The 24,501-nt window shown below is 71.7% G+C and carries 22 protein-coding genes; 13 read left to right on the top strand and 9 right to left on the bottom strand.

The window, feature by feature from the left end; translation table 11 throughout:
* Positions 1-98: 98 nt before the first annotated feature.
* From AC07EG_RS10940 to AC07EG_RS10925, 4 genes are all read left to right on the top strand, one after another.
* Positions 99-1,286, top strand: coding sequence for a sensor histidine kinase (locus AC07EG_RS10940; RefSeq protein ID WP_478252857.1), 1,188 nt, complete (start codon positions 99-101; stop codon positions 1,284-1,286).
* Positions 1,283-1,945, top strand: a complete 663-nt coding sequence (locus tag AC07EG_RS10935; protein ID WP_478252856.1) for a response regulator — start codon at positions 1,283-1,285, stop codon at positions 1,943-1,945. The genes AC07EG_RS10940 and AC07EG_RS10935 overlap by 4 nt, the downstream gene beginning before the upstream one ends.
* A 10-nt stretch (positions 1,946-1,955) precedes the next feature.
* A complete protein-coding gene (locus AC07EG_RS10930) occupies positions 1,956-2,789 on the top strand; it encodes an amidohydrolase family protein (protein ID WP_478252855.1) in 834 nt (277 codons plus the stop codon).
* A gap of 577 nt (positions 2,790-3,366) precedes the next feature.
* On the top strand, positions 3,367-3,549 hold the full coding sequence (locus AC07EG_RS10925) for a DUF7455 domain-containing protein (RefSeq protein WP_478252854.1): 183 nt from the start codon (positions 3,367-3,369) through the stop codon (positions 3,547-3,549).
* 199 nt (positions 3,550-3,748) lie between these two features.
* Here AC07EG_RS10925 and AC07EG_RS10920 read toward each other — a convergent pair whose 3' ends face one another.
* The 5 genes from AC07EG_RS10920 to AC07EG_RS10900 all read right to left on the bottom strand — a co-directional run bounded on the left by AC07EG_RS10920 (position 3,749) and on the right by AC07EG_RS10900 (position 10,593).
* Positions 3,749-4,918 (bottom strand): ROK family protein, encoded by a 1,170-nt coding sequence (locus AC07EG_RS10920; RefSeq protein WP_478252853.1) that lies wholly within the window; start codon positions 4,916-4,918, stop codon positions 3,749-3,751.
* 25 nt (positions 4,919-4,943) lie between these two features.
* Positions 4,944-6,392: a sugar ABC transporter permease gene (locus AC07EG_RS10915; RefSeq protein WP_478252852.1), complete on the bottom strand. Its 1,449-nt coding sequence runs from the start codon at positions 6,390-6,392 to the stop codon at positions 4,944-4,946.
* Positions 6,393-6,423: 31 nt separating this feature from the next.
* Positions 6,424-7,197, bottom strand: a complete 774-nt coding sequence (locus AC07EG_RS10910) for an ATP-binding cassette domain-containing protein (protein ID WP_478252851.1) — start codon at positions 7,195-7,197, stop codon at positions 6,424-6,426.
* A gap of 92 nt (positions 7,198-7,289) precedes the next feature.
* Positions 7,290-8,426 carry a sugar ABC transporter substrate-binding protein gene (locus tag AC07EG_RS10905; RefSeq protein ID WP_478252850.1) on the bottom strand — a complete coding sequence of 379 codons (1,137 nt, stop codon included), beginning with the start codon at positions 8,424-8,426 and terminating at the stop codon, positions 7,290-7,292.
* A 409-nt stretch (positions 8,427-8,835) separates the two neighbouring features.
* Positions 8,836-10,593, bottom strand: a complete 1,758-nt coding sequence (locus tag AC07EG_RS10900) for a DEAD/DEAH box helicase (RefSeq protein ID WP_478252849.1) — start codon at positions 10,591-10,593, stop codon at positions 8,836-8,838.
* A gap of 202 nt (positions 10,594-10,795) precedes the next feature.
* Between AC07EG_RS10900 and AC07EG_RS10895 the strand changes: the two genes are divergently transcribed.
* Both AC07EG_RS10895 and AC07EG_RS10890 read left to right on the top strand, forming a co-directional pair.
* Positions 10,796-11,950, top strand: coding sequence for a YihY/virulence factor BrkB family protein (locus AC07EG_RS10895; RefSeq protein ID WP_478253087.1), 1,155 nt, complete (start codon positions 10,796-10,798; stop codon positions 11,948-11,950).
* 101 nt (positions 11,951-12,051) lie between these two features.
* Positions 12,052-15,141, top strand: a complete 3,090-nt coding sequence (locus AC07EG_RS10890) for an efflux RND transporter permease subunit (RefSeq protein WP_478252848.1) — start codon at positions 12,052-12,054, stop codon at positions 15,139-15,141.
* 48 nt (positions 15,142-15,189) lie between these two features.
* On the opposite strand, the gene AC07EG_RS10885 is transcribed toward AC07EG_RS10890, so the two are convergent.
* Positions 15,190-15,435, bottom strand: a complete 246-nt coding sequence (locus AC07EG_RS10885; protein ID WP_478252847.1) for a DUF3039 domain-containing protein — start codon at positions 15,433-15,435, stop codon at positions 15,190-15,192.
* A gap of 26 nt (positions 15,436-15,461) precedes the next feature.
* On the opposite strand from AC07EG_RS10885, the gene AC07EG_RS10880 reads away from it, so the two are divergent.
* Genes AC07EG_RS10880 through AC07EG_RS10865 form a run of 4 tightly spaced genes read left to right on the top strand, consistent with a single transcriptional unit; the run spans position 15,462 to position 18,711 of the window.
* Positions 15,462-16,271: a sporulation protein gene (locus tag AC07EG_RS10880; RefSeq protein ID WP_478252846.1), complete on the top strand. Its 810-nt coding sequence runs from the start codon at positions 15,462-15,464 to the stop codon at positions 16,269-16,271.
* A 17-nt stretch (positions 16,272-16,288) separates the two neighbouring features.
* Positions 16,289-16,921, top strand: coding sequence for an HD domain-containing protein (locus AC07EG_RS10875; RefSeq protein WP_478252845.1), 633 nt, complete (start codon positions 16,289-16,291; stop codon positions 16,919-16,921).
* A 12-nt stretch (positions 16,922-16,933) separates the two neighbouring features.
* Positions 16,934-17,851, top strand: coding sequence for a pseudouridine-5'-phosphate glycosidase (locus AC07EG_RS10870; RefSeq protein ID WP_478252844.1), 918 nt, complete (start codon positions 16,934-16,936; stop codon positions 17,849-17,851).
* Positions 17,848-18,711: a carbohydrate kinase family protein gene (locus tag AC07EG_RS10865; RefSeq protein ID WP_478252843.1), complete on the top strand. Its 864-nt coding sequence runs from the start codon at positions 17,848-17,850 to the stop codon at positions 18,709-18,711. Before AC07EG_RS10870 ends, AC07EG_RS10865 begins: the two co-directional genes overlap by 4 nt.
* A gap of 192 nt (positions 18,712-18,903) precedes the next feature.
* Here AC07EG_RS10865 and AC07EG_RS10860 read toward each other — a convergent pair whose 3' ends face one another.
* From AC07EG_RS10860 to AC07EG_RS10850, 3 genes are read right to left on the bottom strand one after another with little or no spacing between them, the layout of a single operon-like run.
* Complete coding sequence (locus AC07EG_RS10860) at positions 18,904-19,239, bottom strand: DUF3099 domain-containing protein (RefSeq protein WP_478253086.1); 336 nt, start codon at positions 19,237-19,239, stop codon at positions 18,904-18,906.
* Positions 19,240-19,259: 20 nt separating this feature from the next.
* Positions 19,260-20,519, bottom strand: a complete 1,260-nt coding sequence (locus tag AC07EG_RS10855; RefSeq protein WP_478252842.1) for an amidohydrolase — start codon at positions 20,517-20,519, stop codon at positions 19,260-19,262.
* Positions 20,516-21,076, bottom strand: a complete 561-nt coding sequence (locus AC07EG_RS10850; RefSeq protein ID WP_478252841.1) for a hypothetical protein — start codon at positions 21,074-21,076, stop codon at positions 20,516-20,518. Before AC07EG_RS10850 ends, AC07EG_RS10855 begins: the two co-directional genes overlap by 4 nt.
* Positions 21,077-21,119: 43 nt before the next feature.
* On the opposite strand from AC07EG_RS10850, the gene AC07EG_RS10845 reads away from it, so the two are divergent.
* The 3 genes from AC07EG_RS10845 (at position 21,120) to AC07EG_RS10835 (ending at position 24,391) form a co-directional block, all read left to right on the top strand.
* Positions 21,120-22,604: a DUF7782 domain-containing protein gene (locus AC07EG_RS10845; protein ID WP_478252840.1), complete on the top strand. Its 1,485-nt coding sequence runs from the start codon at positions 21,120-21,122 to the stop codon at positions 22,602-22,604.
* Positions 22,601-23,026, top strand: a complete 426-nt coding sequence (gene dtd, locus AC07EG_RS10840; protein ID WP_478252839.1) for a D-aminoacyl-tRNA deacylase — start codon at positions 22,601-22,603, stop codon at positions 23,024-23,026. The genes AC07EG_RS10845 and dtd overlap by 4 nt, the downstream gene beginning before the upstream one ends.
* Before the next feature lie 294 nt (positions 23,027-23,320).
* Complete coding sequence (locus tag AC07EG_RS10835; RefSeq protein ID WP_478252838.1) at positions 23,321-24,391, top strand: sigma-70 family RNA polymerase sigma factor; 1,071 nt, start codon at positions 23,321-23,323, stop codon at positions 24,389-24,391.
* Positions 24,392-24,501: the final 110 nt, after the last annotated feature.

Below are 24,501 nucleotides of genomic sequence, written 5' to 3'. Positions count from 1 at the left end.
CCCAGCCTGCGGGCCGGCCCCGCGCCCGCGCGTCCCCGGACCGCAGGAGCGGGTGGTCATCACTTCGGAGGACGAGCCGGGGCGGGCGGTGTGCTCTGATGGTCCACGTGCGACTGGACTACCGCCGGCTGCCGCCGTTCACCCAGGACGTCGGCATCGCCCTGGTCTACTTCGCCGGTGGATCACTGCTCTACGCCTCGGGCATCTACCCGCTCTTCGGCGGGCCGACGGCGTTGGTCTGGACCCGCTTCCTGTTGCTGGCGGCGGTGTGCGCGCTGCAACTGCTGCGGCGCCGCAGACCCGGGCTGGCACTGGCGCTGGCCGCGGTGCCGTTCGGCGCCGACATCGCGCTCGGCATGTCCGCGCCCCTGCTGGTCGCCTTCTCCGACCACCTCTACGCCGCCACCCTCTACGGCTCACGGCGGCTCAGCCGCGCGATGATCGCGCTCGCCGCGATCAGCACGCTCGGCGCCGTCGTGCTCGCGCTGATCCTCGCCGCCGACTGGCGCACCGCGGTGCTCGCCGCGGTCGCGGCGGTGCCGTTCATCATCACGCCGGTGTGGTGGGCCTCCAACGTCCGCACGCACCGGGAGATCGCGCTGCGGGAACGCGCCAACGCCGAGCAGCTGGCCAGGATCGCCGAACTGGACCGGGAGGCCGCGGTCACCGCCGAACGCGCCAGGATGGCCCGCGACCTGCACGACGTGATCGCCGGGCACCTGTCCGCCATCGCCATCCAGTCCGAGGCCGCGTTGTCCGTGGCAGACGGTGCGCGCCCGGAAACCGTGCGGGAGGTGCTGCGTTCGGTGCGCGGCAACAGCGTCGACGCGCTCGAAGAAATGCGCGCGATGATCGGCCTGCTGCGCTCGGGCGGCGTCGGGGAGGACGAGACCACCGCGCCTGCCCGCCTCGGTGAGCTGCGCAAGCTGGTCGAATCGGCGCGGGCGAGCGGGGTGGTGGTGACCGTGACCAACGAGGTCGGCCCGGAGGTCGCGCTGCCGGCCGCGGTCGACCTGACCGCCTACCGGATCGCCCAGGAGGCGCTGACGAACGCGGTCAAGCACGCGCCGGGCACCTCGGCCTCGGTGTGCGTCCGGCTCGACGGCAGGATGCTCACCGTGGAAGTCACCAACGAGCTGACCACCGCCGGTCGCGCCGCGGACCCCGGGCACGGCCTGCTGAACATGCGTGAGCGGGCCCAGGCCCTCGGCGGCTCGTTCAGCGCGGGCCCGGCCGCACCGGGCTGGCGGGTCTTCGCCGCGCTGCCGATCGGGGGGCAGGCGTGAGCATCCGCGTCCTCGTCGCCGACGACCACGGCGCCATCCGCGCCGGGCTGGTGATGATCCTGAACCACGCCGAGGGCATCGAGGTGGTCGGCGAGGCGGCCGACGGCGCCACCGCCGTGCGCCAGGCACGGGCGCTGCGGCCGGACGTCACGCTGATGGACGTCCGGATGCCGGGCGTGGACGGCATCGCGGCCACCCGCGAGCTGGTCGCCGCGGAACTCGGGCAGGTGCTCGTGCTGACCACCTTCGACCTCGACGAGTACGTCTTCGCCGCGTTGCGCGCCGGGGCGGCGGGCTTCCTGCTCAAGTCGGTCGAAGCGGCGCGCCTGGTGGAAGCGGTGCGGCTGGTGCACGCCGGGGAGGGCGTGCTGGCGCCGCAGATCACCCGCAAGCTGATCAGCGCGTTCGCCACCGCCGCACCACCGCGGCCGGCCGCACCGGCCGGGCTGGGCGAGCTGACCGAACGGGAACGCGAGGTGCTCGGCTGCCTCGGCGAGGGCCTGTCGAACGCGCAGATCGCGAGCAGGCTGTTCATCGGGGAGACCACGGTCAAAACGCACGTGTCGCGGGTGCTGACCAAGCTGGACCTGCGCTCGCGCGTGCAGGCGGCGATCCTGGCCCAGGAAGCGGGGCTGGCCGGGCCGCGGGCCGATCGCTAGGTTCGGCCGGGTGGCCCTCTTCGACACGCACCACCACCTGTGGAGCCGGGCGGGCGTCGACCGCGGCGACTACCCGTGGATGCCGCCGGACGGCCCGTTGCCCGAGGAGCACCTGCCGGACCGCCTCGCCCCCGAACTGGCCGCCGCGGGCGTCACCGGCACCATCGCCGTGCAGGCCGCGCCGAGCGTGGCCGAGACCCGGTTCCTGCTGGACCTGGCCGCCCGCACCGAGTTCATCCTCGGCGTGACCGGCTGGCTGCCGCTCGACCAGCCGGACGCGCTGCCCGAGCTGGCCGCCGACCCGTACTTCCTCGCCGTGCGGCCGATGCTGCAGGACCTGCCGGACGACGACTGGATCGGCAGGCCGGAGGTCCGGCCGGGACTGCGGGCGCTGGCCGGGGCCGGGGTCCGGTTCGAGGCGCTGACCTTCCCCCGGCACCTGCCCGTGCTGCACGCGGTGCTCAGCGAGCTGCCGGAGCTGACCGTCGTGCTGGACCACCTGTCGAAGCCCTCCTACGTCTGGGCGGCGGACGAGGACTGGCGCACCTGGATGCGGCGGCTGGCCGAGCTGCCGAACACCTGGTGCAAGCTCTCCGGCCTGCGCACCGAGGTCGAGGCCGAGGCCCCGATCGACCGGTTCGTCCCGTACGCGGCCTTCGCCTTCGAGCACTTCGGCGAGGACCGGGTGCTCTTCGGCAGCGACTGGCCCGTCTGCCGCCTCCGGGCCGAGTACGGCGACGTGGTCCGGTTCACCGAGCAGCTGGTGTCGGCCGCGGGGCTCGGCGACCCCACCGGCTTCTGGCGGGCCAACGGCGAGCGCTGCTACGGCGTCCGGCTCCGGTGACGGTCCGCGATCCCTTCTTTTTTCTTGCCGAACCCGGGGGCGGGCACGCAGCGTGACGAAGGCCACGGCAGCCCACCGGCCAGTGGCAGCCGGTGCCCGGCGCCACCCGCGCCCCGGTCCCGCGCTTAGCCTATTTTTTGGTTCCCCACCAGGGAATTCGAGGACAAACCGAGTAAACCTCGAGCCCGGCCGGATGTCCGATTTTCGTCACGCAACGCCTTCCAGCCGATAACGATGCAAAATTCAGCTCTGAACGAACACGGTTTCGTGACCCCGTTTCAGCCACCGGAAGCGGCCGCCGGAGCAAACCTGGCAAAGCCGTTCTGACCTGCGGAAACCCCATACACCATCACCGGCTGTTCCCACCGGCGGGGCCCACTTGCGACATCCGGGGTAAATCGGCGTGACACACCTCCCACGGACACGGGAACACTTGCGGCTCGCGAAACGTCTGCAAGAGTAGAAGCAGCGAACACCGAGGAGCCGGAGACGCCCCCGTCCCCGGATAAGTACCGGAGTGGTCGCGGCTGGATCGATGGCATCGGCCCCGCCGGTGCCGGGACGGAGGGAGACTCCCATGACTTCGCCTACGCTCACCCGCCCCGAACTGACCGCTGCGGACCGTTGCGACCGGTGCGGCGCGGCGGCCCAGGTTCGCGCCGTGCTCCGCAACGGTGGCGAGTTGCTCTTCTGCGGCCACCACGCCAGGGCCCACGAGGGCAAGCTCAAGGAACTCGAAGCGAACATCGAGCGGGGCTGACCCCGAGCAGCCACCCGGCTGGTTCACCCATCCGTCTCGGGCGGAGATCTCCGGCAGGAGGTCTCCGCCCTCTGCATTCTCGGCCGCGCCTCCGGCGCGGCGGCGAGATCGCTGCGGACCCGGTCAACCGGGGGAGGCACGCCGTGCCGCGGGCGGTCCGTCGCGCCTCCCCCGGTTGACCGGCGCGACCTCGCCGGGTTCACACCGTGTCCAGGACGCTTTCGAAGGCCACTTCGGCGGCGCCCAGCAGCTTGACGTCCACGCCGAGCGCGGAGGGCACGATCCGGGTGCCGCCGACCGCGCGGCTGACCATGCTGCGCCGCTGCACCTCGGCGGTGACCTGGCGCACGACCTCCTCCGGCAGCATGGCGAACAGCTCTCCGAGCACCACCAGCTGCGGGCCCAGCAGGTTCACCACGTTGACCAGGCCCAGCGTCAGCCACTCGGCGAACTCGCCGAGCTTCTCGGCCGCCTTCGCCGGGTCCTTCTCCAGCTCGCGCAGCTCGACCAGCAGCACCCCGCGCGGGGTTTCCTCGGAGACGTCCAGCGCGCGCCGCAGCGCCGCCTCCCCCACCTCGGTCTCCCAGCAGCCGCTGCTGCCGCAGTAGCAGTCGCGCCCGCCGGGCCGGATGACCATGTGCCCCAGTTCGCCGATGTACCCGGCGGCCCCGCGCAACGAGGAGCCGTCGGCGATCACCCCGCCGCCGACCCCGACGTCCGCCGAGATGTACACCGCGTCCGAGGAGCCCTTGGCGACCCCGCGCAGGTGCTCGGCGACCGCGCCCAGCTCGGCGTCGTTGCCGACGACCACCGGCATCCGCAGCACCGAGCCGAGCCGCTCGCCGAGCGCCACGTCGGTCCAGCGGAGGTTGGGTGCCTGGTGCACGTGCCCGTCGGAGCGCCGGACCACACCGGGCACCGAGATACCGGTGCCGATCGGCTGCACGCCGAGGTCGGCGGCGAGCATGCCGGCCGACTCGATGACGTGCGTGATCACCTCGTCCGGTTCCCGCGAGCGGCCACGCAGGTTCCAGCTGTTGCGGCCGAGGATCTGCCCGCCGAGGCCGACCAGCGCGAGGGCGACGTGCTCGACCTGGATGTCCACCGCGAGCACCACCGCGGCCTGCGGCTGCGGCAGCACGAGCAGCGAGGGGCGCCCGGCACCCCGCCCCGGTCGCGGCACCCGCTCCTCGACCACCCCGGCCTCGGCGAGGCTGTCCACCAGCGTCTTGATGGTGCTGCGGTTGAGCCCCAGCTCGGTGGCCAGGGCGGCCCGGGTGACCGGGCCGCCCACGTGCAGCAAGCGCAGCAGGGTCGTGCGATTGTGCCTGCGCACCTCGTCGGGTCGTGCAACGGGCGTGCTGGTCACGATGGTTATCGTCCCACGTGCAAGGTCAACGCGGCGAAGCCGCCGCGCGACGCCGCGAAAGCGCGTCCACGGTGGCCGCCAGCAGCAGCACCAGCCCGGTCACGATGGAGACCACCGCGGCGGGCTGCTTGAGCAGGCCGAGGCCGTTCGCCACCACGGCCAGCACGGTACCGCCGATCACCGCGTCGAAGACCCGGCCCTTGCCGCCGAACAGCGAGGTGCCGCCGATCACCGCCGCGCCGACCGCGAACAGCAGCGTGTTCAGGCCACCGGCCTGCGGGTCCACCGAACCGACCTTCGACGAGTAGACGATCGCGCCGACCGCGGCCACCGCCGAGGACACCACGAAGACGCTGGCCCGGATCTTGGTCACGTTGATGCCCGCCCGGCGCGCCGCCTCGGCGTTGCCGCCGACGGCGTAGATGTGGCGGCCGTAGCGGGTGCGGTTGAGCACGTAGGTGCCGATGGTCAGCAGCACCAGCACGATCGGCACCACGTACGGCACGCCCGAGATGACGATGGTCGGGCTGGGCGCGCGGTTCAGCGTGAGCAGGTAGGTGGCCACCGCGGCGAGCACGGCGATGCCGCCGACCTTGAACAGCACCAGCGGGGTGGGCTGGGTGACCAGCCCGCGCTTGAGCCGGGTGAAGTGCCTGCCGAGGGTCACCGCGGCGAACCCGCCCGCGCCGAGGACGAACAGCAGCCAGCTGCCGAAGGTGGACAGGTTGCCGTTGGCCACCTTGTCCAGCACGCTCGACGAGCTGATGCCGAGCACCCCGCCGTCGCCGATGAACTGCAGGATGACGCCCTGCCAGGCGAGGAACAGCGCCAGCGTGACCACGAACGAGGGCATGCCGATCTTGGACACCAGGAAGCCGGTGATCGAGCCGATCGCCGCGCCGACGCACAGCGCCAGCAGCATCTCCACCCACGGGTTGGCGGCGATGCCGAGCAGCGCGATCGCGATGGCCACCACCGAGAGCACGGCGCCGACCCAGATCCGCAGGAAGATCGCCAGCGCGGCACCGACGCCGAGCACGATCACGAAGATGTAGAACACCGTGGAGCCCATGCCGCCGAGCAGGTTGCCGTTCTCCACGTAGTGCATCGCCATCACCGCGGCGGTCACCCCGGACGCGGTGCCCGCGGCCAGGTCGATCTCGCCGATCAGCAGCACGAACACGATGCCCATCGCGATGATCGTCTGCCCGGCGCCCTGCGCCAGCAGGTTCGCGATGTTGTTCAGCGAGAGGAACACGTCCGACATCCCGGCGAACACCGCGACCAGGACGACCAGCCCGAGCAGCGCGGGCAGCGAGCCGAGCTGCCCGGCGCGCAACCGGGAGAAGTAGTCGCGGACGGCTTCCGCGGTGGACATCGAGGTGGTGTCGATCCCGAAGTCGGAGATCGCGGCCTTGGCGGACCCGGAGCCGGTCACCTCCGGCTCGGCCGGCTTGGCGGGGGTCTCTGTCATGGTTCTTCTTTTCTCCAGCGGATGGCGGCTGTTACAGCACTGCGGCTTCGGGACGGGCCAGGCCGAGGTCGCCGGAACGACCGGCGGTGATCAGCTCGACCACCTGCCCGTGGGTGACGTTCTTGGTGTGCACGTCGGCGACGAGGCGGCCGAGGTAGAGCACCGCGATGCGGTCGGCGACCTCGAACACGTCCGCCATGTTGTGGCTGATCAGCACCACCCCGAGGCCCTGCTCGGCGAGGCGGCGGACCAGGTCGAGCACCTGGCGGGTCTGCGCGACGCCCAGCGCGGCGGTCGGCTCGTCGAGCAGCACCACCTTGCTGTCCCACAGCACCGACTTGGCGATGGCCACGGTCTGCCGCTGGCCACCGGAGAGCGCCGAGACCGGCGTGCGCACCGACTTCACCGTGCGCACCGACAGCGACGCCAGCGTCTCGCGGGCGGCCTGCTCCATGCTGGCCTCGTCGAGCAGCCAGCCGCTGCCGCGCTCCCGGCCGAGGAACATGTTCTGCACGATGTCGAGGTTGTCGGCCAGCGCCAGGTCCTGGTAGACGACCTCGATGCCGAGCGCGGCGGCGTCCTTCGGGCCCTTGATGCTGACCGGTTCCCCCTGGAACAGCACTTCCCCGGAGTCGGTCGGGTGGATCCCGGCGATGCTCTTGACCAGCGTCGACTTACCGGCACCGTTGTCACCGACCAGCGCGGTGACTTCGCCCGCCCGCACCGAGAAGTCCACGTCGTGCAGGACGTGGACCGGGCCGAAGCTCTTGTTCACCGCTTTGAGTTCGAGAATCGGAACTGTCATCTGAGTTTTCTCCGGGCTGCTGGATAAGGGGGGTGGGCCCGGGATGGGGTGCGCCTTCGGGGTACGCACCCCATCCCGGAGCGTGGGCTCGGCTACTGGATGCCGAGTTCGGCGCAGGCCGGCTGCAGGTCGCCGGCGCAGATCTCCGACGCCTTGACGTAACCCTGGTCGACGACCTTCTTGATGTCGGCCTTGAGCACGGTCTGCGGGGTCAGCAGCACCGACTTGACGTCGCGGCCGCCCTTGTCGTCGCGGGAGGAGCCGGTGGCCAGCGCGTCGGCGGCGGCCTTGTCGCCCTTGGCCAGCGCGGCGGCCAGCTTGGCGGCGGCCTCGGCCTCTTCCTTGATCGGCTTGAACACGGTCATGTACTGGTCACCGCGGAGGATGTTCTTCAGGCCGTCGGCGGTGGCGTCCTGGCCGGTGACCGGGACGGTGCCGTTGAGGCCGTTCTTCTTCAGCACGGTGATGATCGCGCCCGCCAGGCCGTCGTTCGCGGCGACCACGCCGTCGACCTTGCCGCCGTTGCCGGTCAGGATCTGCTCGAAGGTCGAGCCACCCTTCTGGTTGTCCCAGTTGTCGATGGCCTGCTTCTGGACCAGCTTCAGCGCGCCCGAGGTGTACAGCGGGCCCAGCACGCGCTGCTGGCCGTTGTAGAACAGGGTCGCGTTGTTGTCCGTCGGCGCGCCCTCGATCTCGATGACCTGGGCGGCGGGCTTGTCCTTGAGCGCGTCGGCCAGCGCCTGGCCCTGCAGCTCGCCGACCTTCTCGTTGTCGAACGAGACGTAGTAGTCGGAGGTGCCGCCGAGGTTGAGGCGGTCGTAGTCGATGGTGGGGATGCCGGCGTTGCGCGCCTTGGTCGCCACCGCGTTGCCGACCTCGCTGTTGATCGAGGCGATGATCAGCACCTTGACGCCCTGGGCGATCATGCCGTCGGCGAGGGTGGCGAACTTCTGCACGTCACCCTGGGCGTTCTGCACGTCGGGGTCGAGGCCGGCGGCACGCAGCGCCTGCTCGATGTACGGCTTGTCGAAGCCTTCCCAGCGGGCCGAGGTGGCCGTCTCCGGCAGCACCACGCCGACCTTCGCGCCGCCGGTGGCCGGCTGGTTGCCGGCCGCGGCGGTCTCGCTCGAGCCGCCGGACGGCGCCTCGGAGTTCGCCCCGCAGCCCGCCAGTGCGATCGTGACGCTCGCCGCCGCGGCGAAGAGGGCAAGAGTCTTTGTCCTGCGCATCCGTTGTCCTTCCCGGATTCCGCGCCCGGGCACCACGATCCTGCCCGGATCGGCGCACCGTCGCGCAAATGTTGTGGGCGACAACATATGTCCCGGCGGGCAGCGAACGGAAGAAGTCTGAATCGATGCAGTAGAGTCGGCTGGATACGTTTTGGCAACAAGCCGTTCAAACGCTCCGTGACGAAACTTTCCGTGATCGCCCAGGGTGGGTGCCTGCCCACTATCCGCAGCGTAACCAGAACGCCCTTGGTCACCCGTCTTCCCGTCACCCCGCTTCCGGCTCCCGGGAGTGGACTCAGCTGGGCGTGCCCAGGAGCGCGTGAGCGGACTTCAGCCGCCGGAACACCGGTCTCCAGGCTGCGGAACTCGCGACCCGCTGAACCGGGCCACCGGCGGGTCAGCCCCGGAGTCACCAGGAACGCAGGGTCACCACGCGTTCTTCCAGTTGTTCCAGGGTGGCCATGGCCGTGGGCGGTCCCCCGCAGGCCTTGCGGAGTTCGTTGTGGATCTGGCCGTGGGACTTGCCGGTGCGGTGGTGGTACATGCCGACCAGGGCGTTCAGTTCCTTGCGCAGCGAACCGAGGCGCTCGGCGACCGTGCGTGGCTTCGGCGCCGGCGGAGCGGCTTCGGCCTTCGGCTTGCGGCGCCTTTCGTCGGCCAGCTGCTCTTCCTGGCGCTTGCGCAGCAGCGCGCGCACCTGGTCCGGCTCCAGCAGGCCCGGCAGCCCCAGGAACTCCTGCTCCTCGTCGGAACCGGAGAACACCGCGGTGCCGAACGAGTTGCCGTCGTAGATCACCTGGTCCAGTTCGGCGGAGGCGCCCAGCGAGGTGAACGCCTTCTCCTCCTCACCGGGCTCGTCCTCGGTGCGGTTGGCGGCGACCAGCAGCTCGTCGTCCCAGCCGTCCTTCTCCCGGTGCGGTTTGCCGAGCACGTGGTCCCGCTGGACCTCCAGCTCGCTCGCCAGCTCCAGCAGCACCGGCACGCTCGGCACGAAGACGCTCGCCGTCTCCCCCGGCTTCCGCGCGCGCACGAACCGGCCGATCGCCTGCGCGAAGAACAGCGGGGTCGACGCGCTGGTGGCGTACACCCCGACCGCCAGCCGCGGCACGTCCACGCCTTCGGACACCATGCGCACCGCGACCAGCCAGCGGTCGGTGGACTCGGAGAACTCGCCGATGCGCGCGGACGCCTTCGGATCGTCCGAGAGCACCACCGCGGGCGCCTCACCGGAGATCCGCTCCAGGATCTTCGCGTACGCGCGGGCGGAGTCCTGGTCGGTGGCGATCACCAGGCCACCGGCGTCGGGCATGGTCGTGCGGACCTGGCTCAGCCGGGTGTCGGCGGCCTGGAGCACCGCGGGCACCCACTCGCCGCTCGGGTCGAGCGCGGTCCGCCAGGCACGGGCGTTCTGCTCGGCGGTCAGCGGCTCGCCGAGGCGCGCGGTGAACTCGTCACCGGCGCTGGTGCGCCACGACGCCTCCCCCGAATACGCCAGGAAGACCACCGGCCGCACGACGCCGTCGGCGAGCGCGTCGGAGTAGCCGTAGGCGTGGTCGGCGCGGCTGCGCATGGCACCTTCGCCGTCGGGCTCGTAGGTGATGAACGGGATGGGCGAGTCGTCGCTGCGGAACGGCGTCCCGGTCAGCGAGAGCCGGCGCACGGCGGGCGTGAACGCCTCGCGGACCGCGTCACCCCACGACTTGGCGTCGCCGCCGTGGTGGATCTCGTCCAGGATGACCAGCGTCTTGCGGTTCTCCGTGCGCACCCGGTGCATCGTCGGGTGGGCGGCGACCTGGGCGTAGGTGACCGCGACCCCGCGGTAGTCCGAGGAGGTCACGCCGGTGGTGTTGCGGAAGTTCGAGTCGATCGCGATGCCCGCCGCGGCGGCCGAGGCCGCCCACTGGTGCTTGAGGTGCTCGGTCGGCGTGACGATGGTGATCGCCTCGACCGTGCGGTCGGACAGCAGCTCGGCTGCGATGCGCAGGCCGAAGACGGTCTTGCCCGCGCCGGGCGTCGCCACGGCGAGGAAGTCCTTGGGCTTGGCCGTGAGGTACTTGGTCAGCGCCCGGCGCTGCCAGGCGCGCAGCGGCCGGACGGTGGTGTCCTGGCCGGGGGGCGGAGCGCTGAATCCGGCGGCCGCCCGATCGTGCTGGGCCGTCTCCGACAAAGAGGTCCAACTCCCCTCTAGCTGGCGGCTACATGCGAACGCCCCCGCTGGCACCGCTGCGGAGGCTCCGACGAGCTTACCCGCCACCCCCGACAAGTTCGTGGCGCGGCACGGCCGCGGGCGAAGAGACGGCGGACACAACCGGGCAACTCGCGCCCCCACGAGCCAAAACCGGCCGAATGCACCATGCTTGAGGGTGAAGATGGACACAGCCGACCCCGACCCCAGCGCACCACCGGCCGCCGAGCGGGCGCCGGGGGGCGAGCGCGCCCGCAAACCGGTGCAGCTGATCGGCCGCACGCTGAACAAGGCCTGGGACGGCAACATCTTCTCCGAGTCCGCCGAAGCCGCGTTCTGGCAGACGCTCTCGCTGCCCCCGCTGCTGCTCGGCCTGCTCGGCAGCCTCGGCTTCATCGGCGACTGGTTCGGCCAGGGCGTGGTCACCGCCGTGCACGACCGGATCATCGCCTTCTGCGCCCAGATCTTCAGCTCCGACGTGGTCACCAGGATCATCGAGCCGACGGTCAACGACATCCTCACCATCGGCAAGGGCGAGATCGTCTCGATCGGCTTCCTGATCTCGCTGTGGGCCGGTTCCTCGGCGATGTCCTCGTTCGTCGACGCGATCACCGTGGCGCACGGCCAGTACGGCGTGCGCAACGAGGTCTGGCAGCGGATCTTCGCGCTGCTGCTGTACCTGGTGATGCTGGTGTTCCTGGTGGTCGGGCTGCCGGTGATCGCGATCGGCCCCGACCTGCTGCCGGGGTTCCTGCCCGACGCCTGGCAGCCCACCGTGCACGAGTGGATCGGCACGCTGTACTTCCCGGTGCTCGGCGCGCTGCTGGTGCTGGCGCTGGCCACGCTGTACAAGCTGGCGCTGCCGCGCAAGCTGCCGTGGCACCGCGGCCTGCCCGGCGCGGTGCTGGCCATGGCCATCTTCCTGCTCTCCAGCGTCGGCCTGCGGATCTACATCTCGTGGATCACCACCACCGGCTACACCTACGGCGCGCTGGCCACGCCGATCGCCTTCCTGCTGTTCACCTTCTTCATCGGCCTCGCCGTGGTCGGCGGCGCCTACTTCAACAGCGCCATCCAGGAGCTGTGGCCGGCCAAGATGACCCGGCGGCAGCGGCGCCGGTGGCGGCGGCTGGAGATGGAGCGGGCCAGCGAGCGGCTGCGCAACGAGGACGGCCGCAAGCGCTGGGAGCGCACCACGACGCCGTTGCGGCGGCCGCGCACGGAGGACGGGTCCCGCGGTGACCCGGAAGACCCGGAACACCCGGAAGACCCGGAAGACCCGGGCGAGCACAGTGAGCAACCAGCGGAAACCCCGCCCTCCTCCCAAAGTAGGACGTGAATCCACTCCTCGGTTGAGCCGCTGGTACACCGGGTGCTGAAAGGCTCTGCCTGCCGCGCACCGGCGTGGTGATCTGCTCCGCACCCGAGGGGGTTCCCGTCATGTCCGCGCTGGCAAAGCTCAGCCTCCGGAACAGAAGCCTGGTCGGCCTGCTGGCCATCCTGGTGCTCGGCTTCGGCGTCATCGCGCTGCCGCAGCTCAAGCAACAGCTCTTCCCGTCACTCCAGCTGCCGAGCGCGGTCGTGGTGACCCCGTACCCCGGTGCCTCCCCGGACGCGGTGGACCGCCAGCTCACCCAGCCGATCGAGGGCGGGGTCCAGGGTGTCACCGGTGTCGAGGAGGTCACCTCCACCTCCGCCGAGGGCGTCTCCACCGTGGTCGTCCAGTTCGCCTACGGCACCGACATCGACGCGTCGGTGAACCAGCTGCAGCAGGTGGTCAACCGGCTGCGCCCGCAGCTGCCGGAAAACAGCGAGTCCACGGTCACCGCGGGCGGCACCGACGACATCCCGGTGGTCATCCTGGCCGCCTCCGCCCCCGGTGACCAGCAGCAGTTCGCCGACCGGCTGACCAAGGAGGTGCTGCCGGAGCTGCGCGAGATCCCCGACGTGCGGGACGCGACGGTGACCGGCACGCGGGAGAAGACGGTCACCATCGACGTCGACTACGCCCGGCTCGGCGCGGCGAAGGTCGACCCGGCGGCACTGGTCACCTCGCTGAAGACGGCGGGCGCGGCCATTCCGGCGGGCACGGTGTCCGACGGCGACCGGACGCTCACCGTCGAGGTCGGCGGCGGGGACGTCACCGTCGAGAGCTTGCGCGACCTCCAGCTGTCCCCCACCGCGAAGCTCGGTGACGTGGCGAGCGTGGAACCCACGCTGGCACCCGCCGGTTCGATCACCCGCACCAACGGCAAGCCGAGCCTGGGCATCAACGTGACGATGGTCAGCGACGGCAGCGCGGTCGCGGTGTCCGGCGCGGTGGCGGAGAAGCTGCCCGAACTGGGCCGCAAGCTGGGTGCCGAGCTGACGCCCACCTTCGACCAGGGCCCGCAGGTGGCCGAGGCGGTCAGCGGGCTGACCACCGAGGGGCTGCTCGGCCTGGCCTTCGCCGTGGTGGTCATCCTGCTGTTCCTGCTCTCGGTGCGGTCCACCCTGGTCACCGCGGTGTCCATCCCGCTGTCGGTGGTGGTGGCGCTGCTCGCGCTGTGGGCCGGTGACCTCTCGCTCAACCTGCTCACCCTCGGCGCGCTCACCATCGCCGTCGGCCGGGTGGTGGACGACTCGATCGTGGTGCTGGAGAACATCAAGCGGCACCTCGGTTACGGCGAGGGCAAGCAACGCGCGGTGCTCAACGGCGTGCGGGAGGTGGCGGGTGCGGTCACCGCGTCCACGCTGACCACGGTCGCGGTGTTCCTGCCGATCGCCTTCGTCGGCGGCATGGCGGGTGAGCTGTTCTCCCCGTTCTCGCTGACGGTGACCGTGGCGCTGCTGGCTTCCCTGCTGGTCTCGCTGACCGTGGTGCCGGTGCTGGCGTACTGGTTCCTCAAGCCGCCTAAGGCCGCGGCGAGCGCCGAGGAAGCCGAGGCGAACCTCCAGCGCGCCCTGGCGAAGGAGCGCCGTGGCCTGCTGCAGCGGATCTACGTGCCGGTGATCCGGTTCGCCACCCGGCGGCGGCTGACCGTGGTGCTGCTGTCGCTGCTGGTCTTCGCGGGCACCATCGGGCTGTCGGCGAAGCTCGAAACGAACTTCCTCGACGACGGCGCCACGACGACCACCAGCCTGCGCCAGGAGTTCGAGCCGGGTACCGGCCTCGACGCCCGCGAGCAGGCCGCGATCCGCGTCGAGCAGGCGCTGGCGGCCAGCGGTGAGGTGGAGAAGTACCAGGTCACGGTGGGCAACGACCCGGCGGCGGCGTTGTTCGGCGGTGGTGGCTCGACCACCACGAACATCAGCATCACGGTCAAGGAGGGCACCGATCTCGACGCCTTCGAAAACCGCCTGCGTGACACGCTGACCGCGCAACCCGGCCTCGGCGAACTCGAGTTCGGCGGCGCGGCCGCCGCACCCGCCTCCGACGAGGTCGCGGTGACCGTCACCGCCCCGGACGAAGCGGCCCTGCGCCCGGCCGCCGACGCGGTCCAGCGGGCCTTCGGTGCGGTGTCCGGGCTGACCGGGGTGACCAACGACCTGGCCGCGGGCATGCCGCGGGTGCAGATCGAGGTCGACGGGGCCAAGGCGGCCCAGCGCGGGCTGAGCGCGACCACCATCGGGCAGCTGGCGAGCCAGGCCATCGCCGGGCAGACGGTCACCCAGCTGCCGGTCGACGGCACCCGCACCGACATCGTGCTGCGCACCGGCGACCGGCCGGACAGCGCGGCGGCGGTCGCGGCGCTGCCGGTGCCCTCGGCCACCGGCGTGGTCCGGCTGGACGAGGTGGCCACCGTGCGCACGGTGGACGGACCGACCCAGGTCAAGCGCACCGACGGTGAGCTGAGCACCACGGTGTCGGCGAAGACCACCGGCTCGGACCTGTCCGCGGTGACCAGGGAGCTGACCACCGAGCTGGACGGGCTGGCGCTGACCGGCGGCGCGGCCTACTCGCTCGGCGGGGTGAGCCAGGAGCAGAACGAGGCCTTCGCCGACCTCGGGCTGGCCATGCTGGCCGCCATCGCGATCGTCTTCCTGATCATGGTGGCCACCTTCCGCAGCCTGGTGCAGCCGCTGATCCTGCTGGTGTCCATCCCGTTCGCCGCGACCGGCGCGATCGGGCTGCTGCTGCTCACCGGCACCGCGCTCGGCCTGCCCGCGTTGATCGGCATGCTGATGCTGATCGGCATCGTGGTGACCAACGCGATCGTGCTGATCGACCTGGTCAACCAGTACCGGGACGAGGGCATGAGCGTGGCGGACGCGGTGGTCGAGGGCGGCAGGCGGCGGCTGCGGCCGATCCTGATGACCGCGGCGGCGACCATCTTCGCGCTGGTGCCGATGGCGCTCGGGCTGACCGGGCAGGGCGGGTTCATCGGGCAGCCGCTGGCCATCGTGGTGATCGGCGGGCTGGTCAGCTCGACGGTGCTGACGCTGGTGCTGGTGCCGGCGCTCTACACGGTGGTCGAAGGCCGCAAGGAGCGGCGGCGCGCGAAGAAGGCACCGCGCACCGAGGCGCCGGAACTGGCCGGCGCCCGCTGAGGGGGACGGGGGTGGCCTTCCGGGAAGCCCGGGAAGGCCACCCCCGGCTCAGTCGCCGCCGGGGCGCAGGCCCTCGTAGATCTTCTTGCAGTCGGGGCACACCGGCGAACCCGGCTTCGGCGACTTCGTCACCGGGAACACCTCTCCGCACAACGCCACCACGTGAGTGCCCATGACCGCGCTTTCGGCGATCTTGTTCTTCTTCACGTAGTGGAACATCTTCGGGGCGTCGTCGTCCGTGGTGTCGGTGCCCTCGGGACGGGTGTCGACTTCCGGCAAGGTCTGCGTACTCACCCCTCCATAATGGCAGTATCGGCGCCATGTTCCAGAAGGTGCTTGCCAGCTTCGGCTCCGGCGGGGCGCGGCTCGACGCGCGGCTGACCGACCGCGCGGTCCAGCCGGGGCGCCCGCTCCGCGGTGAGGTCCTGCTGCTCGGCGGCGAGGTCGACCAGGAGATCAACGCACTGGGCATCCGGCTGATCGCCAGGGTGGAGCTGCCGTCGGACCGGGGTGCGCCGGAGGTCGGCGACCTCGGCTTCGGCGACCAGCACCTGGCGGGCAACGAGGTCATCCGGCCCGGTCAGCGGGTCCGGCTGCCGTTCGAGATCGCGCTGCCGTGGGAGACGCCGATCAGCAGCGTGTTCGGCAAGCCGCTGACCGGGATCGCGGTCGGCGTGCAGACCAGCCTCGACCTGGCGGGCAGCGTGTCCGACCCGCAGGACGTCGACGCCGCCTCGGTCGAACCGCTGCCCGCGCAGAAGCGCGTCCTGGACGCGATGAGCCGGATCGGCTTCACCTTCACCGGCGCGGCGCTGGAGAAGGGCCGGATCAACGGCGTCACCCAGCAGCTGCCGTTCTTCCAGGAGATCCGGTTCAGCCCGTCGCCGCGGTTCGCGCCGGTGTTCGACTCGGTGGCGGTCACCTTCCTGTCGAACCCCGCCGAGACCACCGTGGTGCTGGAGGTGGTCAAACGCGTCCGGGTGCGCAAGACCGGCGGTTTCGGCGAGCGCGGCCAGGAGTTCCTCGGCTCGTTCAAGGTCGACCACGCCCAGTGGGAGCGGGTGCCGTGGGAGAAGCAACTGGAGGGGTGGCTGCACGAGGTGGCCAAGGCACGCGGGATCTTCGACTGAACGCGCGGGAAGCCTGGTTGCAGGCGCTGGTCACGCTCGGCGGTGACCTGGCGGCCGGGGCTCGCGCGGCGGCCGAGCTCACCGGCCGGTACGCCCAGCCGCACCGGCGTTACCACACCACCGCGCACCTGGAAGCCGTCGTCCGGCTCAGCGGTGAACTCGGTGCCGAGCTGGGGTTGAGCGCCCGTGACCGGGCGCTGGTCGCGCTGGCCGCCTGTGCGCACGACGTGGTCTACGACGCGAAACCCGGCGACGACGAGCGGCACAGCGCGGACTGGGCGGTGAACTGGCTGGAAGCCGCCGGGCTCGCCCCACCGGACGTGCTCCGGGTGGAGGAACTGGTGCTCACCACGCTCGGGCACGACGCACCCGCCGAGGACCTGGCGGCGTCCGCCCTGCTCGACGCCGACCTCGCCACCCTCGGCGCGCCGTCCGGCGAGTACGACGAGTACGCGCGGAACGTGCGTGCCGAGTACTCGGCGGTCTCCGATGCGGACTGGACCACGGGCCGGGCGAAGGTGCTCGCCCGGCTGCTGGCGCGGGACCCGCTGTACCGGACGGCCCCCGCCCGCGCCCGCTGGGAGGCCGCGGCCAGGCGGAACCTGGCCCGGGAGCTGGCCCGGCTGGTACCGCCGTCACCCGATCGGTGAAGATGTCCCGTTGTGACCGAGTACCTGACCGTGGCCCCCGAAGTGGCCGACGCCCTCGCCGACGGCCGTCCCGTGGTGGCGCTGGAAAGCACGCTCCTCTCGCACGGCCTGCCACCCGGCCGGAACCTGGAGGTGGCCGCCGAACTGGAACGGGCCGTCCGCGACGCGGGTGCGGTGCCCGCCACGATCGCGGTGCTCGACGGCCGGGCGGTGATCGGCCTGTCCCCCGCCGAACTCGAGCGCATCTGCGCGGAGGACGCCGGGCTGGACAAGCTCTCCTGGCGTGACCTCGGCCCGGCGCTGGGCCTGGGCGGGTCCGGCGCGACCACGGTCGCCAGCACCTCGGCGCTGGCGCACGCGGCGGGCATCGGCGTGTTCGGCACCGGCGGGCTCGGCGGGGTGCACCTGCCGCTGCCCGGTGCCGCGGTGACCTGGGACGTCTCCGCCGACCTCGGTGCGCTGTCCCGGTTGCCGGTGCTGGTGGTCTGCTCCGGGGTGAAGTCCATTCTGGACATCGCGGCCACGCTGGAGGTGCTGGAGACCAATTCGGTGCCGGTGCTGGGTTACCGCACCCGCGACTTCCCCGCGTTCTACCGCCGCTCGTCGGGGTTCGAGGTGAACTGGCGGGTGGAGGACCCGGCGCAGGCCGCCGCGGCGTTCGCCGCGCACCGGCGGCTCACCGGTTCGGCCGCGCTGCTGGTGAACCCGATCCCGGAAGAGTTCGAAATGGACGCCGGACTGCACGACCGGCTGCTCGCCGAAGGGCTGGAACTGCTGCGGGACCGCGGGGTGCTCGGCTCGGACGTGACGCCGGTGCTGCTGGAGCACTTCCACACCGCCAGCGGCGGGGTCAGCCTGGACGCCAACGAGGCGCTGGTGGTGTCGAACGTGCGGCTCGCCGCCGAGGTGGCCGTGGAGCTGGGCGCATGATCGTGGTGGTCGGGGACGCCGGGCTGGACGTGGTCGCCCAGCACGACGGGCCCATCCTGCACGGCGGTGACGTGCGGACGAAGGTGCGGTTCGCCGGTGGTGGCGCGGGGGCGAACACCGCGATGTGGCTGCGGGCCGCGGGCGCCGAGCCGACGCTCGTCGCCCGGATCGGGGACGACGCGGGCGGGCGGCTGATCCGCGCCGAACTGGAGGCGGCCGGGGTGCGGTGCGCGCTGGCGGTCGACCCCGAGGCGACCACCTGCTGCGTGGTGGTGCTGGTGGACAACGAGGGGCAGCGCAGCATGCTCCCGGACCGGGGCGCGAACGCGCGGTTCAGCCCCGAGGACGTCACCGGCGAGGCGCTGGCGGGTGCGCGGCACCTGCACCTTTCGGGCTACGTGCTGCTGGACGCGACCTCGCGGCCCGCCGGGCTCGCCGCGCTGGCCGCCGCCAAGCGGGCCGGGCTGACCACCTCGGTGGACCCGCAGTCGGCGCCCCTGCTGACCGACGGCGCGCAGTTCCTCGACGACGTGCGGGGCGTCGACCTGCTCCTGCCGAACGCCGCCGAACTGGCCGCGCTGACCGGCTCCGGCGACCCGGTGGCGGCCAAGGCGCTGCTGGGCACGGTGGGCGAGGTGGTGGTCACCTCGGGCATGGACGGGGCGAGCTGGGTCACCGGGGAGGGCGTGGTCTCGGTGCCCGCCGAACCGGCGGAATGCGTGGATTCGACGGGTGCCGGGGATGCGTTCGACGCGGGGGTGCTCGCCGCCTGGCTGTCTGGTGCGTCCCGAATGGACGCTTTGCGCGCGGGGGTGCGACTGGGGGCGCGGGCGGTCCGGAAGGTGGGGGCGCAGCCGTAGGGTGGGCCTCGCCTCGCCGGGGCCTGGCTCAGTGGCGCTGGTCTCGCCAGGCTTCTTTCTGGCGGACCTGTCTCGCAGGAGTTTTCTGGCAGCCTCTGCTTCGCCAGGCCCGGCCCGCCGGGCGGGGTCTCGCCGGAGTCCGCGCATCGGCTGCGGGCGAGTGAGGCCGAGCCACGCACTCCAGCAGCGGCCTCAGCCGTCGATCACGCGGTGTTCCCGTTGTTCGATCGCCCGTGCCTCGCGCTGGTAGCGGCTGACCTGTTCCGCCTTGCGCGGGGGACGGTCGTTCGCGATCAGCACGGCCACCCACGGCAGCGGGATCGACAGCACGATCAGCCCCAGCGCCAGCCACCAGGTGTGGTAGAAGAGCCCGGCCAGGACCAGGCAGGGGATGCGCAGTCCCATCATCAGCATGTACTTGCGCTTGCGCGCGGCGAGCTGCTCCTCGTAGGACAGCTCCGCCTCGGTGATCAGGACCGGCTCGGAAGTGCTCCGCGGTTCACTCACCACACCACCTCCAACCCCCATCATGCTCCCACTCCGCCCGCTCATCCGACACCCGGGGCCGCCAGCCGGTGCAACGCGCCGACCACCAGCGTCTCCACCCCCGCCGACAGCGTCGGGTGCAGCACCGGCGCGAAGTGCGGCGAGTGGTTGGACGGGATGTCGCTTTCGAAGCGGCCCGCGGTCATCGCGGCCATCACCTGCTCGGCGTCCAGGCCGCCGACCAGCCAGAACACCGAGGGTACGCCGGCCGCCGCGCCGAACTCGCCGAAGTCCTCGCTGCCGGTCACCAGCGGCGCCTCGTGCACCCGTTCCGCGCCGAAGTGCGCCCGGAAGGCCTCGGTGAGGCCGTTGGCGGCGGCCTCGTCGTTCCTGGTCACCGGGAAACTGCCGATTTCGGTGATCTCCGGGGGTTCCGGCGACCCGGCGGCCACCGCCTCACCGTGCACGATGCGCTCGATCGCGGCGAGCACCTTCTGCCGGACGGCCTCGTCGAAGGTGCGCACGTTGACCTCGATGGTGGCGTGGTCGGCGATCACGTTGTGCGTGGTCCCGACGTGCATCGAACCGACGGTCACCACCGCCGCCTCGTTGGCGGAGACCTCCCGCGAGACGATCGTCTGCAGCTTCAGCACCACGGAGGCGGCCAGCACCGCCGGGTCGACCGTGGTCTCCGGCCGCGACCCGTGCCCGCCACGCCCGTGCAGCACGATCCGGCGGGCGTCGGTGGCGGCCATGAGCACCCCCGGCCGGGTCAGCACCCAGCCGGCCGGCCCCGGCACCAGGTGCTGCCCGAGCACCACGTCCGGCCGCCCGGCCAGGTCGAACAGGCCGTCCTCGAGCATGCCCGACGCGCCTCCCCCGACCTCCTCGGCGGGCTGGAACACCACCAGCAGCGTGCCCGACCAGTTCGCCCGCCCGGCGGCCAGCAGCGCCGACGCGCCGGTCAGCCAGGTGGCGTGCATGTCGTGCCCGCAGGCGTGCATCACCGGCACCTCCTGCCCGTCCGCCCCGGTGACCCGCACGGTGCTCGCGTACTCCAGTCCGGTCTTCTCCTCGACGGGCAGGGCGTCGATGTCCGCGCGCAGCAGCACCACCGGCCCCGGGCCGTTGCGCAGCACGCCGAGCACGCCGGTCCGGCCGATCCCGCGGTGCACCTCGTACCCGGCTGCTTCGAGCCGGTCCGCCAGGAGGCCCGCGGTCCGGTGCTCGGCGAAGGCCAGTTCGGGGTGGCGGTGCAGGTCGACGTAGAGCGCCTCCAGCTCCGGCAGCAGTTCGGCCAGCCCGGCCAGTACCTCGCTCATGCGGTGCCTTCCTCCCACTGGCTCAGGTCCTCGGCGTCCAGGCCGAGGTCACGGCGCATCTCCGCCCGCAGCAGCCGGTATTCCCGCTGCCCCTTGGCCCACTTGTCCGGGTCGTCGTCCTCGTTGCGCAGCAACTTGGCCGACAGGGACAGCCGGGGCAGGATCGCCTCCTGCAGTTTCGCGCGGATCCGTTCCGGGGCGTGCAGGTTCACCGGTCCGAGGGCGCGCTGCGCCTCCGAGGTGACGGCCCGCAGTTCCTCGGCCAGCTTCTCGTCCGAGGCCAGCTTGTTCTCGTTGTACTTGACCACCTGGCGGGCCCGGAAGGTGATCACGTCCAGCGCCTCGATCACGCCGATCAGTTCGGCGTAAGCCGCCGCCCGGGCTTCGTGGGTGCGCTCCTCCTTCTGCCGCTCCCAGCGCAGGTCCTCCCGCTGCTGTTCGCGCCGCCACCGCCGCTCCTCGCGCACGGTGGTGATCACCTGCGCGGTCACCACACCGGCGACCCCGAGCACGCCGACCAGGATCGGCACCCAAAGGGGTACCTGTGCCGAAGACATGGCGCCCAACATAGTCACCCGGCCCGTGGGATCATGCCGACCCGTGAGCGATCTTCCCGAGTTCTCCCCAGATTTCCGCGCCCGCCTGCGGGACGCCCTGCGCGAAGCCCGGTACGACGCGGACGGCGTGGTGGACGTGCTCGGCGGTGCCGCGCACGCCGCGCTCGGCCGCGGTGAGCCGGAACCGGCCTTCCGCGCCAGCCGGGACGCGGGTGCCCTGGGGGTGCTGATCCGGCTGTTCCTGCTGGGCTCCACCGAAGCCGAGTCCGCCGTCGCGGCGGCGCTGCCGCTGGACGGCTCGCTCGAAGCCGGGCTGGTCCGGCGCACCGACGACGGCGTGCGCGCGGCGCTGGACCTCCGGCCGCACGGCGACGACGACACCTCGTGGTGGGTGCTCTCCGACCTCGACTCCGACGTGCTGGGCGGCCCGGTGCCCGAGGACCACGTGCTCGGCGTCGGCCACGCCTCGCTGAGCCTGATCCGGGCGACCAGCCGCCGCCCGGTGGGCAGCCTGCTCGACCTCGGCACCGGCAACGGCGTGCAGGCGCTGCACGCGAGCAGGCACGCGGACCGGATCACCGCCACGGACATCTCCGAGCGCGCACTGGCGCTGGCCAGGGCCACCCTCGAACTGAACGAGGTGGAGGTGGAGCTGGCGCGCGGTGAGTGGTTCGCGCCGGTGGCCCGCCGCCGGTTCGACCAGATCGTCTGCAATCCCCCGTTCGTGGTCGGCCCGCCGCGGGTGGACTACGTCTACCGCGATTCCGGGCTCGCCGGCGACGACGCCAGCGCGCTCGTGGTGCGCCAGCTGCCGTCGTTCCTGAACGAGGGCGGCGTGGGGCAGCTGCTCGCGTCGTGGCTGCACGTCGAAGGCGAGGACTGGGCCGATCGGGTGCACCGCTGGCTGCCCGCCGGGACCGACGCGTGGTTCGTGCAGCGTGACGTGGCCGACCCCGGCCTGTACGTCGGCACCTGGCTGCGGGACGCCGGACTGGACCCGAAGTCGCCGGAGGGCCGCGCCAAGGCCGGGGCCTGGCTCGACTGGTTCGCCGAGCACCGGGTCGAAGGCATCGGCTTCGGCTTCGTCACGCTGCGCCGGACCGGCGGCAGCCCCACGGTGGTCTGCGAGGACCTGCGGCAGGCGTTCGACGACCCGCTCGGCGCGGAGGCGGCGAACTGGCTCGACCGGGTGGACTGGCTGCGCGACCACGGCGCCGAACTGCTGGAGACCCGGTTCACCGTGCCGGACACGGTGGTGCTCGAACGGGTGGACAACGCCACGGACGAGGGCTGGGAAACGGCGATCCGCCGCCTGCACCGCACCGACGGGCCGGGCTGGCAGCACGAACTGGACGAACTGGCCACCGCGTTGCTGGCCGGTTGCCGGGGTGCGCTGCCGCTGGCCGACCTGCTGGAACTGCTGGCCTTCGCACACGACCAGCCGGCCGGACAGCTGACCGAGACCGCGTTGCCGGTGGTCCGCGAACTCGTGCGGCACGGCATGCTCCTGCCGGTGACCGAGCGATGAGGGCCGTGGTCGCCAGGGTCACCGAGGCGAGTGTCACAGTCGACGGTGAGGTGGTCGGCGCGATCGCCGAACCGGGACTGCTGGTCCTGCTCGGCATCCACACCGACGACACCGAGGACCAGGCCAGGACGATGGCCAGGAAACTGCACGAACTCCGGGTGCTGCGCGAGGAGAAGTCCTGTGCGGACACCGGCGCGCCGCTGCTCGTGGTCAGCCAGTTCACCCTGTACGGCGAAACCCGCAAGGGCAGGCGGCCGTCGTGGCTGCACGCCGCGCGCGGGGAAACCGCGGAAAAACTGGTGGATTCGGTGGTTTCCGAGCTGCGCGGGCGCGGCGCGGCGGTGGCCACCGGCCGGTTCGGCGCGATGATGTCGGTGCACAGCGTGAACGACGGCCCGTTCACCGTGCTGGTCGAGGTGTGAGCAGCGGCGTGCGCAATGGTCTGGACCACTAGGTGGCGCTGACTCCCCGCTGTCACACGGAAGCTACTCACCCGTTCTCAGGAAAAGCTCAGGCTTGCTGGAGCAACTTCGGGTACCCGGGGACCGTCTTTCTCTTCGACGGCTCGGGAACGTTTCGCGGCACCGGGGCGTTGAACCGAATGTCCGGCCAGCCAGCCGGACTCACGAGACGGGTTCCACAGGCCCGTCCCGTGACGCACAGCGTTGGCGTGTGACGCCAGCCACACACGTCAGCCCGTGACCGGGGAGGCAGAAATGTCAGTCCAGACTCTTGAGCGCGAGGCGAGGGGCATTCGCCAGCGCAAGATTCCCGCGCCCGTTTCCGACGATACGGGCACTTCCTCCTCGAGCGCCACCTCGCCGGACAGCCAATCCGGCCGCCCGGTCGCGGACGGCGCCGACCTCGACGCGCAGAGCCCGGCCGCCGACCTGGTGCGGGTCTACCTGAACGGGATCGGCAAGACCGCGCTGCTCACCGCGGCCGACGAGGTCGAGATCGCCAAGCGCATCGAGGCCGGGGTGTTCGCCCAGCACATGCTGGACACCGCCGAGAACCTCTCCCCCAAGCGCCGCGCCGAGCTGCGGGCGCTGGTCCGCGACGGCGGCGTGGCCAAGAACCACCTGCTGGAGGCCAACCTCCGCCTGGTGGTTTCGCTGGCCAAGCGCTACACCGGCCGGGGGATGCCGCTGCTGGACCTGATCCAGGAGGGCAACCTGGGCCTGATCCGCGCGGTGGAGAAGTTCGACTACTCCAAGGGCTTCAAGTTCTCCACCTACGCCACCTGGTGGATCCGCCAGGCCATCACCAGGGGGATGGCCGACCAGGGCCGCACCATCCGGCTGCCGGTCCACCTGGTCGAGCAGGTGAACAAGCTGGCCAGGATCAAGCGCGACCTGCACCAGCAGCTCGGCCGCGAGGCCACCAACGAGGAGCTGGCCGCGGAGTCGGGCATCGCCGAGCACAAGATCGCCGATCTGCTCGACCACGCCCGCGACCCGGTGAGCCTGGACATGCCGGTGGGCACCGAGGAGGACGCCCCGCTGGGTGACTTCATCGAGGACTCCGAGGCCACCGACGCCGAGAGCGCGGTGATCTCCGGGCTGCTGCAGGACGACCTGCGCCGGGTGCTGGCCACCCTGGACGACCGCGAGCAGCACGTGATCCGCCTGCGCTACGGCCTCGACGACGGCCAGCCGCGCACGCTCGACCAGATCGGCAAGCACTTCGGGCTCTCCCGCGAGCGCGTGCGCCAGATCGAGCGCGAGGTCATGTCGAAGCTGCGCCAGGGCGAGCGGGCCGACCGCCTGCGGGCCTACGCCAGCTGACCCGGTCCACCTGGCAGAACACGGAGGGTGACCCCGGAGCACCCGTTCGGCCGCGTTGACTTATGGCGTGGCACACGAGACGGTCGGGAGCACGGCTCTCGACCGTCTCC

This window comes from Amycolatopsis sp. NPDC045836 (genome assembly GCF_056431745.1).
Note: the sequence above shows the minus strand (reverse complement) of the source record. Positions and strands in the feature narration are given on the sequence as shown.